Annotated in this window: 13 protein-coding genes; 7 read left to right on the top strand and 6 right to left on the bottom strand. The window is 73.0% G+C overall.

Translation table 11 applies throughout. From position 1 onward, the window contains the following. Positions 1–8: 8 nt before the first annotated feature. Both ACFUPX_RS14090 and ACFUPX_RS14085 read right to left on the bottom strand, forming a co-directional pair. Entirely contained in the window at positions 9–2270 is a 2262-nt protein-coding gene (locus ACFUPX_RS14090) for a molybdopterin-dependent oxidoreductase (protein ID WP_383320715.1), read from the bottom strand. Positions 2271–2423: 153 nt separating this feature from the next. After that, the gene (locus ACFUPX_RS14085; RefSeq protein ID WP_383320713.1) at positions 2424–3056 is read right to left on the bottom strand and encodes a TetR family transcriptional regulator; all 633 of its coding nucleotides are present in this window, start codon (positions 3054–3056) and stop codon (positions 2424–2426) included. 102 nt (positions 3057–3158) lie between these two features. Between ACFUPX_RS14085 and hmgA the strand changes: the two genes are divergently transcribed. The 3 genes from hmgA to ACFUPX_RS14070 are packed head-to-tail and all read left to right on the top strand — an operon-like array spanning position 3159 to position 6530. Then, positions 3159–4505: a homogentisate 1,2-dioxygenase gene (hmgA, locus tag ACFUPX_RS14080; protein ID WP_383320787.1), complete on the top strand. Its 1347-nt coding sequence runs from the start codon at positions 3159–3161 to the stop codon at positions 4503–4505. A 60-nt stretch (positions 4506–4565) separates the two neighbouring features. After that, the gene (locus tag ACFUPX_RS14075; RefSeq protein ID WP_383320711.1) at positions 4566–5315 is read left to right on the top strand and encodes a GntR family transcriptional regulator; all 750 of its coding nucleotides are present in this window, start codon (positions 4566–4568) and stop codon (positions 5313–5315) included. A 15-nt stretch (positions 5316–5330) separates the two neighbouring features. Further along, positions 5331–6530, top strand: a complete 1200-nt coding sequence (locus tag ACFUPX_RS14070; protein ID WP_383320709.1) for a type ISP restriction/modification enzyme — start codon at positions 5331–5333, stop codon at positions 6528–6530. A gap of 65 nt (positions 6531–6595) precedes the next feature. Here ACFUPX_RS14070 and ACFUPX_RS14065 read toward each other — a convergent pair whose 3' ends face one another. After that, entirely contained in the window at positions 6596–7984 is a 1389-nt protein-coding gene (locus ACFUPX_RS14065) for an MFS transporter (protein ID WP_383320707.1), read from the bottom strand. Between the two features lie 260 nt (positions 7985–8244). On the opposite strand from ACFUPX_RS14065, the gene ACFUPX_RS14060 reads away from it, so the two are divergent. Together ACFUPX_RS14060 and ACFUPX_RS14055 are read left to right on the top strand one after the other, a co-directional pair. Beyond that, positions 8245–9228, top strand: coding sequence for a zinc-binding dehydrogenase (locus tag ACFUPX_RS14060; RefSeq protein ID WP_383320705.1), 984 nt, complete (start codon positions 8245–8247; stop codon positions 9226–9228). Between the two features lie 77 nt (positions 9229–9305). Next, positions 9306–10277 (top strand): NADP-dependent oxidoreductase, encoded by a 972-nt coding sequence (locus ACFUPX_RS14055; RefSeq protein ID WP_383320703.1) that lies wholly within the window; start codon positions 9306–9308, stop codon positions 10275–10277. A gap of 792 nt (positions 10278–11069) precedes the next feature. On the opposite strand, the gene ACFUPX_RS14050 is transcribed toward ACFUPX_RS14055, so the two are convergent. Next, positions 11070–11912, bottom strand: a complete 843-nt coding sequence (locus tag ACFUPX_RS14050) for a phosphotransferase (protein WP_383320701.1) — start codon at positions 11910–11912, stop codon at positions 11070–11072. Between the two features lie 80 nt (positions 11913–11992). Between ACFUPX_RS14050 and ACFUPX_RS14045 the strand changes: the two genes are divergently transcribed. After that, complete coding sequence (locus tag ACFUPX_RS14045; protein WP_383320699.1) at positions 11993–14869, top strand: AAA family ATPase; 2877 nt, start codon at positions 11993–11995, stop codon at positions 14867–14869. Here the strand turns inward: ACFUPX_RS14045 and ACFUPX_RS14040 are convergent. Beyond that, positions 14812–15507: a 2-phosphosulfolactate phosphatase gene (locus ACFUPX_RS14040; RefSeq protein ID WP_383320697.1), complete on the bottom strand. Its 696-nt coding sequence runs from the start codon at positions 15505–15507 to the stop codon at positions 14812–14814. The genes ACFUPX_RS14045 and ACFUPX_RS14040 overlap by 58 nt on opposite strands. A gap of 55 nt (positions 15508–15562) precedes the next feature. After that, complete coding sequence (locus ACFUPX_RS14035) at positions 15563–16273, bottom strand: TetR/AcrR family transcriptional regulator (RefSeq protein WP_383320695.1); 711 nt, start codon at positions 16271–16273, stop codon at positions 15563–15565. 62 nt (positions 16274–16335) lie between these two features. Between ACFUPX_RS14035 and ACFUPX_RS14030 the strand changes: the two genes are divergently transcribed. After that, complete coding sequence (locus ACFUPX_RS14030) at positions 16336–17274, top strand: ATP-binding cassette domain-containing protein (protein WP_383320693.1); 939 nt, start codon at positions 16336–16338, stop codon at positions 17272–17274. The last annotated feature ends 68 nt before the right edge of the window (positions 17275–17342 follow it).

Below are 17342 nucleotides of genomic sequence, written 5' to 3'. Positions count from 1 at the left end.
ACTCCAGGTCAACGAGTTGCTGCCGGAACAAGGGCGGTAACGGACACCGGGAAGCCGTTGAGCACGGACGTTCCGGAGAGCGGGTCGAGGAGGGTTCCGTCCAGGAGCTGGTTCACATTGGCCCCGGGGTTCTCGGCCGCGACGGCCAGGCGTGTGCCGGGGCGGTCGTGGCCCCAGCCGTGCGGGAGGCTGACCACTCCGGGGCGCACGGCGTCGGTCACCTCCACGGGGACGGCGATCGAGCCCCCGGCGGCCTCCACGCGCGCGTGGCCGCCGTTCTCCAGGCCGATGCGGGCCGCGTCATCGGGGTGGACGTGCAGGGTGCAGCGGTTGGAGCCGCCGGTGAGGGTGCGGACGTTGTGCATCCAGCTGTTGTTGGAGCGCAGATGCCGGCGCCCTACGAGGACGAGCTCGTCCGGGGTGGCACGCAGCGCTTCCGTGAGGCGCGGCAGGTCGTCCGCGATCGGGCCCGGCAGGAGCTCCACGCGTCCGCTGCGGGTCCGCAGGATCTGCGGGATGCGGGACTCCAGCGGACCGAGGTCGATGCCGTGCGGGTGGGCGAGGAGCCGCTCCAGGGTGAGACCGTCCTCGCGGGCGCCGAATCCGTCGCCGTAGGGGCCAAGGCGCAGCATCAGGTCGAGGCGCAGCTCGGGGCCGCTCTCGCCGGTGAGGAGGGCGGCGAGTTCCTTGGGGTCGCGGCCGTACGCGGCGGAGTGCGGGTCGGTGACCGCCTTGCTCAGGGTCCGCTCGACGACCATCGTGTCGACGGCCGCGGGGTCGGCGCCGTGCGTGCCCCCGGCCGCGAGGACGAGGCGGGCCAGGATCTCCGTCTCGGGGGGCCTGCCGTCCGCCAGGGGCAGCGCTGCGCGGGTGTAGCGGACCTGGTTGCGTACGGCGAATCCGTTGAAGGCGAAGTCGAAGTGGGCGCTCTGGGAGGGCGGGGGCGGCGGCAGGACCACGTGGGCGTGGCGCGAGGTCTCGTTCAGATAGGGGTCGACGCTCACCATGAAGTCGAGCGAGGCCAGCGCCTTGTCGAGGCGGTCGCCGTCGGGCGCCGAGAGGACGGGGTTGGCGGCGACGGCCACGACCGCGCGGATCGCGCCGTCTCCGGGGGTGTCGATCTCCTCGGCGAGCGCGGCGATCGGCAGTTCCCCCTTGGCCTCCGGGTGCCGGCTGACGCGGCTGTGCCAGCGGCCGAGCGCGAATCCCTTGCCGGGGCCTGCCGGGCGGGGCGCGCGGTCGGTGGCGGAGAGCGGGAACAGGGCGCCGCCCGGCCGGTCGAGGTTGCCGGTCAGGACGTTGAGGACGTCGACCAGCCAGTTGGCGAGCGTGCCGTGGGCGACGGTGCAGGCGCCCACGCGGCCGTAGACGGCGGCGGTGGGCGCCGCCGCGAGCTCGCGGGCGAGGGCCCGGATGGTGTCGGCGGGCACGTCGCAGGCCGCCGAGACGGCCTCGGGGGTGAAGTGACGTACGGCCTCGCGCACGTCGTCCACCCCTTCCACCTGCTCGTCCAGCGCGCCGAGGTCGGTGAGTTTCTCCTCGAAGAGGACCTGGACCATCGCCGCGAGCAGCAGCGCGTCCGCGCCGGGCCGGATCGCGAGGTAGCGGTCGGCGAGCTTCGCGGTGCGGGTGCGGCGCGGGTCGACGACGGTGAGCGTGCCGCCCCGCGCGCGCAGCGCTTTCAGCTTGCCCGGGAAGTCCGGCGCGGTGCACAGGCTGCCGTTGGAGTCCAGGGGGTTGGCGCCGAGCAGGAGCAGATGGTCGGTGCGGTCCAGGTCGGGCACGGGTATGGCGAACGGGTCGCCGAAGAGGAGCCCGCTGGAGACGTGTTTGGGCATCTGGTCGACGGTGCTCGCGGTGAAGATGTTGCGGGTGCCCAGGGTGCTCAGCAGGACGGGCGGGTAGAGGCCGCCCGCCATGGTGTGCACGTTCGGGTTGCCGAGCACCACACCGACCGCCTGCGGACCGTACTGCTCGATCAAGGGGCGCAGCCCGGCGGCGACGGCGTCGAACGCCTCGTCCCAGCTTGCCTCTTGGAGTACGCCGTCCTTGCGTACGAGCGGCCCCTTCAGGCGGTCGGGATCGGAGTCGGCCTCTCCGAAGGAGGCGCCTTTGGGGCAGATGAAGCCGTGGCTGAACACATCGTCCCGGTCCCCGCGGGCGCCGGTCACCCGCGCGCCGTCGGCGCCGTCGGGCGGTCCTTCGATGGTGAGCGTGAGCCCGCAGGTGGCTTCGCAGAGAGGGCAGATACGCAGGGCGGTGCTGGGCATGGAGGACCCTCCAGGGCGGCGGCTACGGCGCACGTGCGCTCCCACCATACCGACCGGTATGCATGCCGTCAGGACCCCCGAGGGGTCACGTCGCGAAACCGCCGCACCGCGCACCCCGGTCCGGTCCCGGTTCGATCCCGGTCCGGCCCCGGTTCAGTCCAGTGAACCCGCGAAGTAGGAGTGCAGCAGGGTCCGCGTCTCGTCGATCAGGGCGGGATCGCCCGACGGGTGCGCCCGGAAGGCGAGTTGCAGGACCGCGTCCACCGCTTCCACGCCGACGAGCACCATGCGGCGCAGCTTCTCGTCCAGCGGCCGGTCCAGGTGGGCGGCGAGCAGCCCCGCCACCCGCTCGGCGACGTCCGAGTTGGCGTCGGGCATCGCGTCGGGGGCCGAGGGGACGCCGAAGTCGACGAGCCCGAAGCCGGGGACGGTGCGCTTCATGGCGAGGTACTCGTCGAAGGCCGCGTCGACCGCGCCGCGCCAGTCGCCGCCCTCCACCCCGGCCATGCGCGCCGCGACACGCTCTCCGTACGCGTCGAGATTGCGGTGGGCCAGGGCGTCCGTCATGGCGCGCTTGTTGCCGAAGAAGCGGTAGACCGAGCCGATCGGGACACCCGCGCGGACGGCGACGGCGCGGGTGCTCAGCTCCTCGTAGCCGACCTCGTCCAGGAGGTCGGCGCAGGCGTCGAGGATGCGGGTCAGACGCTCGGCGCTGCGCTCCTGCACGGGCACGCGGCGCAGGGTCTTCGGGGGCGGCGAGGGCTTGCGGCGATCAGGGTGGGGCATCCCCGGGAGAGTAGAGCATTGTTCACATCCATGGATCCCCCTTGCGGAAGGAAAACGCGAATCCTACGGTGTCCCATAGGAATCGTTGACGAGGGAGCGATGATGAGCCGGGAACACACCAGCGAGGCGGGACGTGCGGACGCCAGCGGCGCGCGCAAGACGGCGGAGGCACTGACGTACCTCTCCGGCTTCGGCAACGAACACAGCTCCGAAGCCGTGCCCGGCGCCCTGCCGCACGGCCGCAACTCCCCCCAGCGCGCACCGCTGGGCCTGTACGCGGAGCAGCTGAGCGGCACCGCCTTCACCGAGCCCCGCGCGCACAACCGCCGCTCGTGGCTCTACCGCATCCGCCCCTCGGCCGCGCACCCGGCGTTCACCCGCGTGGACAACGGCGCGCTCCGCACGGCGCCGTTCACACAGGTCCCCGACCCCAACCGGCTGCGCTGGAACCCGCTCCCCGAGCCCGCCCCCGGCACGGACTTCCTCGCGGGCCTGTGGACCCTGGGCGGCAACGGCGACGCGACCCAGCGCACCGGCATGGCCGTGCACCTCTACCACGCCAACTCCTCCATGACGGACCGGGTGTTCAGCGACGCGGACGGCGAACTCCTCGTCGTACCCGAGCAGGGCGGCCTGCTCCTTCGCACGGAGTTCGGGCTGCTGCGCGCCGAGCCGGGCGACGTGGCGCTGATCCCGCGCGGGATCCGCTTCCGCGTGGAGCTGCTCGACGAGAGCGCACGCGGGTACGTGTGCGAGAACTACGGAGCGGCCTTCCAGCTCCCCGATCTCGGACCGATCGGCGCGAACGGCCTCGCCAACGCACGGGACTTCAGGGCTCCGACCGCCGCGTACGAGGACGACGACCGCCCGGTGGAGGTCGTGAACAAGTTCTGCGGCAACCTGTGGCGGGCCACGTACGACCACTCGCCGCTCGACGTCGTCGCCTGGCACGGCAACCACGTCCCGTACGTCTACGACCTGCGCAGCTTCAACGTCCTCGGCAGCATCAGCTACGACCACCCGGACCCGTCGATCTTCACGGTGCTCACCTCGCCCTCGGACACCCCGGGCCTCGCGGGCGTCGACTTCGTGGTCTTCGCGCCGCGCTGGCTGGTCGGCGAGGACACCTTCCGGCCGCCGTACTTCCACCGGAACGTGATGAGCGAGTACATGGGCCTGATCGAGGGCGCGTACGACGCCAAGGCCGAGGGCTTCGTGCCCGGCGGCGGCTCGCTGCACAACATGATGTCGGCGCACGGGCCCGACCGCGACACCTTCGAGAAGGCATCGGCGGCCGAGCTGAAGCCGCAGAAGATCGACGACGGGCTTGCCTTCATGTTCGAGACGCGCTGGCCGGTGACGGCCACCGAACAGGCAGCTCAGGCCTCCCATCTACAGCGCGGATACGACAATGTGTGGGAGGGTCTGGAGCGCCATTTTCGAAACTGACCTCATGACGGATCCGTTTCGAAGCCACCGCGGACAGACTCGGACTGATTCGGAGAGACCGTGACCGCTTTCGCCCCGGACTCGATCGTCCTGAATCGCAAACTGCCGCTCTGGTACCAGGTGTCGCAGTCCCTGCGCGCCTCGATACTCGGCCGCACCCCCGACGCCCCGCTCCGGCTGCCCACCGAGGAGCAGCTGGCGGGGCACTACGGAGTGAGCGTCCTGACCATGCGCCAGGCGCTCAAGGAGCTCGAGGACGAGGGACTGATCACCCGGCACCGGCGGCGCGGCACGTTCATAGAGCCGAGCGCCCAGCGCGGCTCCCCGGTCCGGCTGCTCGGCTCGGTCGACGCGATCGTGGCCCAGCAGTCGGGCATGAGCACCCAGCTGCTCGCGCACGGCACGGCTCCGGTCTCCGCCGAACTGGCCGAGCACTTCCCGGATCTGACCGAGGTGGCGACGTACCACCGGCTGCGCAGCGACGAGAAGACGGGCGAACCGACCAATCACGCCCACAATTTCATCCGCCCCGAGCTCGCGGACCGCGTCGACCTCGACGATCTGGCGCGCTGGCCCATGACGAAGGTCCTGCGCGACGTCGTGGGCGCCCGCATCAGCCGCATCACCGACACCGTCGAGGCCACGCTCGCCGACCCGGAGACGGCCCGCCTGCTCGAAGTGCCGCTGCTCAGCCCGATCCTGCACTACACGGGCATCACGTACGACGAGGAGGGTCGCGCCCTGGACGTGGCACGCATCCACTACCGCGGCGACCGCTTCTCCTTCACGGTCACCCTCGACGCGACGTAAGGGTCTCGACGTACGATGCCGGGCGTGACGCACGACGAAGCGGCGCTGCTCGCCGACCTGATGCCGTGGTCCGTCGCACCGCTCCGGCCGGGCCGCGGGTGGCCGATGGGACCGGACGCCGCATCCCTCAGAGCCCGGTGGGCCGCGTTCGTGCGGGCGGACACCGCACAGCGCGAGAAGCTCCTCTCCCCCTCGCGCTCGCGCACCCTGCACACCGCGGTCGCCCAACTCCCCGGCCACCAGGGCGCGACCGTCCCGCTGGCCGCCGCGGCGGGCCCCTGCCCCGATCCGGTGCGCGTCCTGCACGGCCCCTTCGACGAGCAGTGGCTGATCCCGGACCACCGGCTCATCGACGCCGCTCGCCCCGAGTTGTGGCGGGTGGCGGGCGAGGGGCAGCTGTTCCTCGTCGAGCAGGGGTACGTCACCGGCTCCACGGGGCCCGCGGTCCTTGCCTCCGCCGTACTGCCGGACGGCCGCTCCCCCGCCGGGCGGCCGGGGCGCATCCGTCCGCTGTTCCGCAGACCCGGCGGGCGCGAGGCCAATGTGGCGCCGGGGCTGCTCGCCCATCTCTCCGGCGCGCTCGGCCGAGGCGTCGGCGCCGGGGACCTGCTGGCCTGGACGCTGGCCGTCGCGGAGGCTTCGCCGGGCGGCTGCCGGGTGCCTCTGACGTCGGACGCGGGGATCTGGGGGCGGGGCACGGAGCTGGGGCACCGCGTGCTCGCGCTCCAGGCGCGCGGTGACGGGGCGCGGCCGAAGCTTCCCGGCGGACGGCGGCCCTACGTACGGGCGCCGCTGCCCGCCCGCCCCGCGCAGCTCTCGTACGACGCCGACGAAGAGGCGCTGTGCGTCGACGAGGGACGCATCTCGCCGGTGCCCCGGGAGGCGTGGGACTTCGAGGTCAGCGGCGTGCGGGTGCTTGAGCTGTGGTTCGAGCGGCGCATGGCGGCGGGTGAGCCGGGCTCCCTGGAGGCGATCCGTCCCGTGGAGTGGCCGCAGGCGTGGACGTCCGAGCTGCTCGAGCTGATCACGGTGCTCGCGCTGCTGGCGGAGATCCGTCCGCTTCAGGAGGAGTTGGCGGGCGGGCTCGGCCCCGGGATCACTGCGGACGAGCTGCGCCGGGCGGGCGTGCTACCCGTGCCCGATGCCGCGCGGCGCCCCGCGTCGGTGCTCGACCACCGCGAGGAGGGTCCGGGCGGCCAGTTCGCCCTGATCTGAGCTCTTGGGCTCAGGAGCTTCCGTTCTGAACTCCTGATCTGAGCTTCGGGGCTGCCCGGCCCGCGTCACCGGCCCCGCTCCTCCCGGCCCCCGCCCGACCCGAGCAGCGCCACCAGGCCGGCGACCTGCAGCAGGGCGAGCGCGGCGACCCCGGTGCGGAAGCCGCCCGCTCCCCCGCCGCCCAGGCCGTACGCGAGCGCCGCGATCGCGGGGCCGACGGTGAAGCCGAGGGTGCGGAAGGTGTTGCCGACCCCGCCGATGGTGCCCACCAGGTCGGGCGGCGCGGCGGCCAGGAGCGAGGCGTTCACGGGTGTACCGAACAGCGCCTGCCCCACGCCGATCAGGGCGAGCCGCCAGGCGATGTCGAGGAGACCGGCGCCGGAGCCGAGCGTCAGCATGCTCAGCAGCCCGCCGATGACCAGGAGCAGCCCCGCCGAACCCAGGAGCCTGCCGGGCAACCGGTCGGCGAGGCGCCCGCTGACCGGCGAGCAGAGGGCGACGGCGCCGATGAAGAAGACCATCGCGAGGCCCGTCATGGCGGCGCTCCCGTGCAGGACGTCGGCGACGTAGAACGGCAGCAGGAAGTAGGAGAGCCCCACGAACGTGCCGGTCAGCAGGAGCGAGAGGACCGGAAGGCCGATGGTCCTGCGCCGCAGGAGACCGATCACCGGGCGCGCCGAGCGCAGCCGTGTCCACCACACCGCGAGCGCGACGGCTGCCACCGCGAACACCGCGGCGACGGCGCCCTGTCCGGCCTCGATCCGGTCGAAGGCCACCAGGAGCGCGGTCACCGAGCCGCCCAGGACGACGCCGTCGCCCACCAGCGACCGGTCGGGACGCCTGAGCCCGCCGCCGGTGGACGGGATGTGGCGTGCCCCCAGCCAGATCACGGCGAGCAGGACCGGGATCTTCATCAGCATCACGGCCCGCCAGCCGTACGCGTCCACGACGAAGCCGCCGAGCGACGAGCCGCCCATCGAGCCGATCGGCATGATCGTGGCGATGTAGCCCATCGCGCGGCCCCGCTGCTCGGGCCGTACGACGGCGACGACCACCGGCAGATAGACCGAGACGGCCACGGCGCCCGCGACGCCCTGCAGTACGCGGGCCGCCAGGAGCACGGGGAGGTTGGGCGCGGCGGCCGCGAGGAGGCTGGTGAGCCCGATCGCGGGGACGGAGAGGAGGAACACGGCACGGAGGTCGGCGCGGTCGGTCCACCGTCCCGCGGGTATCGCGAGCGCGGCCGTCGGCAGGGCGTAGGCGAGGAGGACCCACTGGGTCGCGGACGTGCCGACGCCGAGGTCGCCGCCGATCGCGGGCAGCGTCACGGAGGAGAGGCTCAGCTCCAGGGTGACCATCAGCATGGCGAGCGCCATGACGGCGACCGGCGTCCAGCGGGTCTTCGTGGGGGCGGTCTCGGCGGGGGGCGTGGTGTCACAGGTCGCGTGCGTCATGGGGTCGACGCTAGGAACAGCGTCCTGTCCGGCGCCTCTGTCGTACGACTGGGAAGGACCGGCCGGCGGAACCCCGGTCAGTACCTGGTCACTGCCCGGGACAGCACCCGGTCACCGCCCCGTCATGATCCCGGTCGTCCGACAGAGGCGCCGCAGCCGCCGCCCTCCCTAGCTTTGCCGGTGTCGGCACGACAGCCGGCGCGGCATCCACGGACGGCCCGGCCGAGGGCACATCTCCGTACGACGAAGGCGAGTTGACCATGCGAGCGATCCGACTGCACGCGTTCGGCGGTCCCGAGAACCTGCGGTACGAGGAGGTCACCGACCCGGTGCCGGGCCCCGGCCAGGTCCGTATCGCCGTCGAGGCCGCGGGGGTCCACCTCCTGGACACCGCGCTCCAGCAGGGAGCGGCCGGCGAACTCCCCTTCCCGATGCCCGAGTTGCCGATCACCCCGGGCCGGGAGGTCGCGGGGATCGTCGACGCTCTCGGCGAGGGGGTGGACGAGGAGTGGCTCGGCCGGCGGGTGGTGACCCACCTGGGTCTGGTCAACGCGGGCTACGCGGAGTTGGCCGTGCGCGAGACGGACGCGCTGTTCCCGCTGCCCGACACACTGTCGTACGAGGCCGCGATCGCCATGGTCGGCACCGGCCGGATGGCGCTGGGCATCCTGCACGTCGCCGCGCTCGAACCGGACGACGTGGCGCTGGTGACGGCCGCGGCGGGCGGCATCGGCACGCTCCTCGTGCAGGCCGCGCGGAACGCGGGCGCGACCGTGGTGGGCGCGGCGGGCGGCCCCGGGAAGACCGCACGGGTGCGGGACCTCGGCGCGGACGTGGCCGTCGACTACAACGAGCCCGACTGGCCCCGGAAGGTGCGCGCGGCGCTAGGGGGCCGCGAGGTGAGCGTCGCCTTCGACAGCGTGGGCGGCGACGCGGGGCGTGCGGCGCTCGAACTTCTGGGCTTCGGCGGCAGGTTGGTGATGTACGGCTGGTCGTCGGGCAAGCCCACGGAGCTGGGCACGAAGGACCTCCGGAGCAGACTCCTGACGGCGACGTACGCGCTGGGTCCGCGGATCGCGCGGGTCCCCGGGGGCCTGCGCGGCCTCCAGGAGCGGGCACTTGAGGAGGCGGCGCGCGGCACGCTCGTACCGGCGGTGACGACGTTCCCGCTGCGGGACGCGGGGGCGGCGCACGCGGCGCTGCTGGGGCGGGGGACGGTCGGCAAGGTGGTCCTGAGGCCATGAACCAGGGGCCGGCCCCAGCAATTCCGGCGCGCCTGCGCGCACTTCAACAGCTGCGACAACTCAAGAACGGAACCATCATGACAACAAACACTGCTGCTAGTACTTCTACTTCTACTTCTACTTCTACGACGATGCGCGCCGCCGCGTTCACGGCATACGGCCCGGCGGAGGTGCTGCGCCCGATGGATCTGCCCGTCCCCGAGCCGGGTCCGGGCGAGGTCCGTGTGCGGGTGCGGGCGGCCGGTGTGATGCCGTTCGACATCGGGCTGCGGGAGGGCGTGATCAGGCCGCCGGGGGCGGTGTTCCCCGTCGTGCCGGGCAACGAGTTCGCGGGGACGGTGGACGCGATCGGCTCCGGGGTCATGGGCTTCGGGCCGGGCGATCCGGTGCTCGGCTTTTCCCTCCTCGGTTCGTACGCACAGTACGTCGTGGTCCCGGAGGAGAATCTGGTCGCCAAGCCGGACGAGATGGAGTGGACGGTGGCGGGCGGCTTCTCGGGCAACGCGCAGGGCGCGCACTTGGCGCTGAGCGCGATGCGGGTGGGACCCGGCGACACGGTCCTGATCAACGCGGCGGCGGGCGGACTCGGCACGCTGGCGGTGCAGTTGGCGAAGGCGTGGGGCGCGACCACGGTCATCGGCACGGCGAGCGAGGCCAACCACGACCATCTGCGGGCGCTGGGCGCGATCCCGGTGACGTACGGGGAGGGCCTGGAGGCCAGGGTGCGCGCGATCGCCCCGCAGGGCGTGGACGCGGCACTGGACGGCGCGGGCGCGGAAGCGCTGCGCGCGTCGGCAGCGGTGTCCCGGCACGCCGACCGGGTCATCACGATGGTCGCCACGGAGGAGGCCCGCCGCCTGGGCCTGCCCGAACTAACCGGCACGAGAACGGCGGCCCGCCTGGCCGAGATGACCGGGCTGTACGCGAAGGGGGCGCTGCGGGTGCACATCCGCGGCGAATACGCACTGGAGCGGGCGGCGGACGCACAACGGGAGGTGGAGCGGGGCCATGGGCGGGGCAAGGTGGTGCTGACGTGGGCGGCGCCTTGAGCTGGCGTCTGCGCCTCGTGGGCTGACGGTCAGCTGTGTCTCGGGGGCAGCTGGGGCGACCGTGCCTCGGGGCCAGTTGGGTCCGCTGTGCTTGGGAACAGGTTCGGCCCGCTGTGCCTCGGGGCCGACTCGGGCCGCTGTGCCTCGGGCCAGCTCGGACGACCGCGCCCGGGGGCCAGTTCGGTCCGCTGTGCTTCGGGGGCAGCTCGGGCGACAGCGGCTCGAAGTCAGCTCGGCCCGCTGCGCCTCGGGCCAGCTCGGACGACCGCGCCCGGGGGCCAGTTCGGTCCGCTGTGCTTCGGGGGCAGCTCGGGCGACAGCGGCTCGAAGTCAGCTCGGCCCGCTGCGCCTCGGGCCAGCTCGGGCGACCGCGCCCGGGGGCGAGTTCGGTCCGCTGTGCTTCGGGGGCAGCTCGGGCGACAGCGGCTCGGGGCCAGCTCAGGCGACCACACCTCGAAGTCAGCCCGGCCCGCCAGGTCTCGGGGGCAACTCGGACGACCGCGCCCCGAGGGCAGTTCGGCCTGCTGTGCTTCGGGGCCAGCTCGGGCCACCGCACCCCAGGGCCAACTCGTCCGCCGTGCTTCAGGGTTAGCTCAGCCCGCCATCTCGGGACCAGCTCGGACGGCCACGCCCCGGAGTCAGCTCAGCCCGCCATCTCGGGGCCAGCTCAGACGGCCACGCCCCGGAGTCAGCTCGGCCCGCCGTGCCTCGGGGGCAGCTCGGGCCGCCGTGCCTCGGGGCCAGCTCGGCCGCTGGGCCACAGGGCCCGTTCGGACGAGCCGCGCCCCAGGGTCACCTCCGCCCGCAGCGCGCGAGTGCGGCTTGTAGCCGGGTTAGGCCCTCCGCTCTCCAGTGGCTCCGGTTCGGCATCTGGTCGGCCCCGCGCCAGCGCCAGGCCGAGAACAGCGCCCAGTTCAGGGCGCGGCAGTGGTGGATCAGGGCGGGGTTCGACCCCGCGTAGTGCCGGCCCGTTTCCTCGGGTGCATGGGCGAGGTCGAACTCCACCGGTCCGCGGCAGCACGTGGCGAGGTCCACGAAGAGCGGCCCCTGCTTCGTGTTGAGGAGGTTGCCCGGATGCGGTTCGCCGTGCAGGAGCTGGTCGCCCGTTCTGTCCCTGCCGATCGTGGCGCTCAGTCCAGCGAGCGTGTCGCTCAGGAACCTCCGGTCGCCAGCGGACAAGGCGGGGGATCGCCCCGCGTCGTCCACCTCTCTGAGCGCCGCGGCGATCCGGTCGGTGAAATGCGGGGCGTTCAGGTCGGTCTGGCGCAGAGCGGCATGGTGGCGTCGGAGCGCGTCCGCGTAGTCGGCCGGTGCGATCTCTGATCCCACAGGTTCGTAGTAGGTCCAGAGCGAGATGGCGAAGCCGTCCCGCACATGGACGCGGGGGCCGGCCCGGGGCTCCAGCTCACCGATCGGAGCGCCCGCTGCGGCGAGACGGCGGGCGACCTCCACTTCGAACTCCGCGTCAGCCAGGTGCCCGGCGGGCGCGACCCTCGCCAGGACGTCGCAAGGGGTCAGACGCAGCGCGACACGGTCCGAGTCGTGGATGACGGTCACGTCGTCGACCTCAAGCCCCAACTCCGCAGCGGTCGCCCGCCCTGCCGCCACCGCGCGGCGAAGTTCCAACGGCTCCATGCCGTCCTCTCTCGTCGTCGAGCAGACCCACGCGCCCGCGCGCGGACCACCGGCCCCACCCCGCCCGCTAGGGTCACCTCATGCTCTACGGACGCGCCGGGGAAACCGCTCAGCTGGAAGAACTGCTGGCCAAGGCCCGGCAGGGCCACAGCGGAGCCCTCGTCGTGCGAGGAGAGGCAGGCATCGGCAAGTCGGGGCTCCTCGACCACACCGCCCGGCACGCCGCAGCCCACCACATGCGCCTGCTGCAGGCAACCGGAATAGAGGCCGAGAGCGAACTCCCCTTCGCGGGACTGCACTTGCTTCTGCACCGCGTGACCGACCGGATCGACGACCTGCCTGAGCCGCAGGCCAAGGCGTTGCGCGCCGCGCTCGGCCTCGCGCCCGGCGCACAGGCGGCGGACCGTTTCCTCATCGGCCTCGCCGTCCTGACGCTCCTGGCGGACCTCGCCGATCCCGCCAGCCCCACTAGCCCCACCAGCCCCACCGGCCCTTCAGCCCCCTCCACCAGCACGGCGAAGCCCGCCGCCTCCCTCCTCTGCCTGATCGACGACGCCCACTGGCTCGACCAGGCCTCCGCGGACGCCCTCCTCTTCGCCGCCCGGCGCCTCGCCGCCGAAGGCGTGGTGATGGTCTTCGCCGCCCGCGACGCGCACGCACCGCCCTTCCCCGCCCAGGGCCTGCCCGAGCTGCGGCTCACCGGGCTCGACGACGAGGCCGCGGGTGAGCTCCTCGCCGAGCACGCGGGCGATCTCCCCGGCTACGTACGCGAGCAGATCCGCAGCGAGTCCGGCGGCAACCCGCTCGCCCTGCGCGAGCTCCCCGCCGCCCAGCGCGAGGGACACATACCCGCCTACAGCTACCACTTGAGCTCCCTGCCGAGACACTCCCGCCTCCTGCGCACCTTCGCGGACCGGATCGCCGGACTGCCACAGGCCACCCGCACCCTGCTGGTGATCGCGGCGGCGGAAGGCACCGGCGATCTGGCCGTGACGGCGGCAGCGGCGGGCAAGCTCGGCGCCACCGTCACCGATCTGGAGCCCGCCGAGCGCAAGGAACTGCTCTCCCTGGACGGCGGGCGCCTCGCCTTCCGGCACCCCCTGATCCGCGCCGCCGCCTACCAGAGCGCCCCCGTCGGCGACCGCATCGCCGCGCACCGCGCACTCGCCGACGCCCTGCCCTGCGTGGGCAACATCGACCGCCGGGCCTGGCATCTGGCGGCGGCCACGACGGAGCCCGACGAGTACGTCGCCGGGATCCTGGAGCAGACCGCCGAGCACGCACGGGCCCGCGGCGGCTACGCGGCCGTCGCCGCCGCCTGTGAGCGCGCCGCCCAGCTCAGCCCGGACGGCACGCACCGCGCCCGGCGCCTCGCGCTCGCCGCGTCGGCCGCCGCGGACGCGGGCCAGAACGAACGCGCCGCCGAACTCGCCCTGCGCGCGGCCCCGCACCTGACCGACCCGGCCGTCCTCGCCCAGCTCGCGCAGGTGCGCGCCGCCGTCGCCCGTGAACAGGGCCGCCTCGACGCCTCGTACTCGGTACTTCTGGACACGGCCGCCGAGATCGCCCCGCACACGCCAGGGACGGCCGCGTTCATGGCGTACGAGGCGATGACCTCCGCCTGGCTCTCCGGGCACCGGCAGTCGATCGACGAGATCAGCCACCGGATCGCGGGGCTCGATCTCGGGGCTCCCCAAGGCGCCCTGCCCTATCTGCCCGCCGCCCAGGGCCTCGCCCGGCTCGCCGCGGGCGACCCGCGCGGCGGACTCCCGCCGCTGCGGGCGCTGTTCGACAGCCTGCGGGCCGAGCGCCACGAGCGCGGACACACCCTGCGCGAACGCGTCTCGATCGCCTCCTGGTTCTCACCGCTCGGCGATCTGGAGACCGGCAACGAACTCGCCGCCGAGCTGGACCGCGAGTGCCGCGAGCAGGGCGCGCTCGGCCCGCTGCCGCTCGTGCTGCTCCTGCGGACCCGCGCGCGCATCTTCCTGGGCCGTCACGGCTGCGCCCTGGCGGGCGCCGCCGAGGGTCTGCGGATCGCGCAGGACACCGGGCAGCCGCACTACGCAGGGCAGTTGTCGGGCGTCCTCGCCTATCTCGCGGCACTCGACGGCGACGAGGAGCGCTGCTGCGAGCTGGCCGCCAAGGGTGATCTGCGGCAGGTCATGCCGGGCCAGGTGTGGGGCGGTATCGCGATCGCCATGCTGGAGCTCGGACTTGGCCGCTACGAAGCCGCCCTTCGCGCGTACGAGGACGTCGCCGCGAGCCCGTCGGGGCACACGATCGTCGTCCTGTACTGCGTGCCGGACCGGGTCGAGGCCGCCGTGCGGACCGGACAGGGCGCATCGGTAAGGGAGTTGGCGGAGGTCTTCGCCGAGTGGGCCGGACACACGGGGACGGCCTGGGCCGCGGCGCTCGCCGCCCGATGCCGTGCGCTGCTCGCCCCGGAGACCGAGGCAGGACCGGCGTACGAGGAAGCCCTCGCCCTGCACACCGACGACGGCCGCCCCTTCGAACGGGCCCGCACGGAGCTGCTCTTCGGGGAGTGGCTGCGCCGAGCGGGCCGCAGGAGCGAGGCCCGTAAGCCGCTGCGCTCGGCCCTCGACACCTTCGAGCTGCTCGCGTCGCCGCCGTGGGCCGAGCGGGCCCGCGCCGAACTGCGGGCCACCGGCGAGAGCCGGGCACGGCACACCGGCGACACGGCGCCCCTGGAACGGCTCACCCCGCAGGAGCGCCAGGTCGTACGGCTCGCGTCGACCGGCATGACCAACCGGGACATCGGCGCCCAGCTGTTCCTGTCGCCGCGCACGGTGGGCTACCACCTCTACAACGCCTATCCGAAGCTGGGCGTGGCATCACGCGGCGAGCTGGCCCGGATGGAGTTCCGGGACCAGGAGGATCAGGACGCCGTGTCCGGCACCGGGACGGGACGCAGCACCGTCAGCGCGTCTTCCTGACGGGCCACCATCGCGAAGGGGAACGTGTCGATCTCCAGGCAGAGATCGACGTCGTCGGGGTGGTATCCGCTGCGCAGCCCGGCGGCCAGGTCCGCCGCGGCGCGCGATGTCCTGGCGCGGTGTCGGTAGGGGCCCGCATCGACGTCGCCCTCGGCCATGCGCCGGCCGATGTACTGGGCGCAGGCCAGGTCCTCGTCGGCCCGGCCGTCCTCGCCGGTGACGACGAACGTCACCGGGCCGCAGTCCTCGACCCGCAGGAACCGCGCGGTCGGACCGGCCACCACGAAGCTCGCGCACAGGACCAGCGGCGCGTCCGCGACGGCCAGCGCGCCCACCGTTCCCGCCGTCGTCTTCTGCACCAGCGTGCGACCGCTGAAATCGCGGGACCTGAGCAGGCCGGGCGAGTTCACCGCGTCGAAGCCCGGCGCCGGAGCTCCGTCCTTGAGGGCCAGCCAGCCCGGGTGGCTCTCCTTCAGGGCGAGCGCCTCGCCCTGTGTCGGGGCGAGGACGATCCGCTCGACTCCGCGGGAGAAGGCCCAGGCGGCCACGGTGAAGGCGCGCATGACGTCGACGACGACCGCGACACGGGGGACGGGAGCGCCGGTCAACTCGGGGATGCCGACGAAGTGATGATCCATCGCACCATTCTCGCGCCGCTGGATCACGGCCCTGGCATAGGGTCCTCGGACGCGGTCAGGTGAACGAGTCCAGGAGCCGGTTCATCATCCGCTCGAAGAGCTCGTCGGCGTCCCCCGGAGCGGGCCCTTCCGTGAGCGCCGCCGCGAGCTGCGGATACTCCCCGTCGGCGACCTGCCCGGCGAGATACGCGAACCGCACCTGCTGCTCCTGCTCCTCCGACCACGGCAGGGCCCGCGCCCGCTCCGCCATGGCGAACTCGTTGGCGACGTACGTCATGACCGAGCCGTTGACCATCCCGATGAGCTCCATCTTGGTGCCGTAGGGCGCGTCGAGCCCTTCCAGGGCGCCGAGGCAGTGCTCCAGGTAGCGCAGGGCGTTCGGGCTGAAGCCGTAGAGCGGCGACATGATCCGGGGCAGCCACGGGTGGCGTCGCATGATGCCGCGCGTCTGGCGGCCCAGGGCGAGCATCTCCGTGCGCCAGTCGCTGCCCGGCGGCCCCGCCGGCAGTGCGTACTCGCCGCTCACCGCGTCGACCATCAGTTCGTAGAGGTCTTCTTTGCGCGGCACGTAGTTGTAGAGCGACATCGTGCCGCAGCCGAGCTCGCCCGCGACTCTGCGCATGGAGAGCGCGTCGATGCCGTCCGCGTCGGCGATGCGGACGGCTGCCGCCGCGATGTCCGCCCTGCTGTACGCGGGCTTCGGGCCACGGCCCGCACGCTCGGGGCGCGCCCAGATCACTTCCGGTTCGGCCGCTCGGCCCGCCATTGATCATCACCTCGCTCACCATGTTAGTTACGTACAGCGTACGTAGGGGGTACCGTGCGGTCATGACTTCTACGTACGCTGTACTTAGTGAAGGTCTGGAGAAGCGTTTCGGGGAGGTCCACGCCTTGCGGGGGCTCGATCTCGCCGTCCCCGAGGGCACTGTCTGCGGGCTGCTCGGCCCCAATGGAGCGGGCAAGACGACCGCGGTACGGCTGCTGACCACGCTCCAGACGCCGGATGCGGGGACGGCGCTCGTCGCCGGGCACGACGTGGTGCGGGAGGCTGCCACTGTGCGGCGGCTCATCGGGGTGACCGGGCAGTACGCCTCCGTCGACGGGGAGCTGACCGGGCGGCAGAATCTGCGGCTCTTCGCCCGGCTGCTGCGGGCTCCACGGGCGCGGGGCGAGGAGCTGCTTGAGCGCTTCGGCCTGGTGGACGCCGCCGACCGGCCCGCTCGCACCTACTCAGGAGGCATGCGGCGGCGGCTCGACCTCGCGGCGAGCCTTCTGGTGCGGCCCAAGGTGCTCTTCCTGGACGAACCCACCACCGGGCTCGACCCGCACAGCCGGGGCGGCATCTGGGACGCCGTGCGTGAGCTGGCCGCCGAGGGGACGACCGTCCTGCTGACCACGCAGTATCTGGAGGAGGCCGATCAGCTCGCCGACGAGATCGTCCTGGTCGACGGGGGGCGGGCCGCGCATCGCGGTACGCCGACCGCGCTGAAGGCGCGGATCGGGAGGTACGTCGAGGTCGTGCTGGCGCGGGATGCGGCCGGGCAGGCGCTTTCCGCTGCCGCGGTCGTTCTGGATCAGCTCACCGGGGGTGAGCCGGTCCTCGATGCCGAGCGGCGTACCGCCGGGGTCGTCGCCCTCGACGGGGGTCTCACTCTGCCTCGGGTCGTTCGCGAGCTGGACGCCGCGGGGGTTCCTGTCGTCGACGCGACGCTGCGTGAGCCGACTCTTGACGAGGTTTTTCTGCGGCTTGTCTCTCGTGTCTCCTGAACCGCCGCTTCGCGGCGGATTCTTCCCGCCCATCCGCCCGATTGCCTCGCGGTACACGGGTGAAGTCC

The organism is Streptomyces sp. NPDC057302, from assembly GCF_042667685.1.
Lineage (GTDB): Bacteria > Actinomycetota > Actinomycetes > Streptomycetales > Streptomycetaceae > Streptomyces.
Note: the sequence above shows the minus strand (reverse complement) of the source record. Positions and strands in the feature narration are given on the sequence as shown.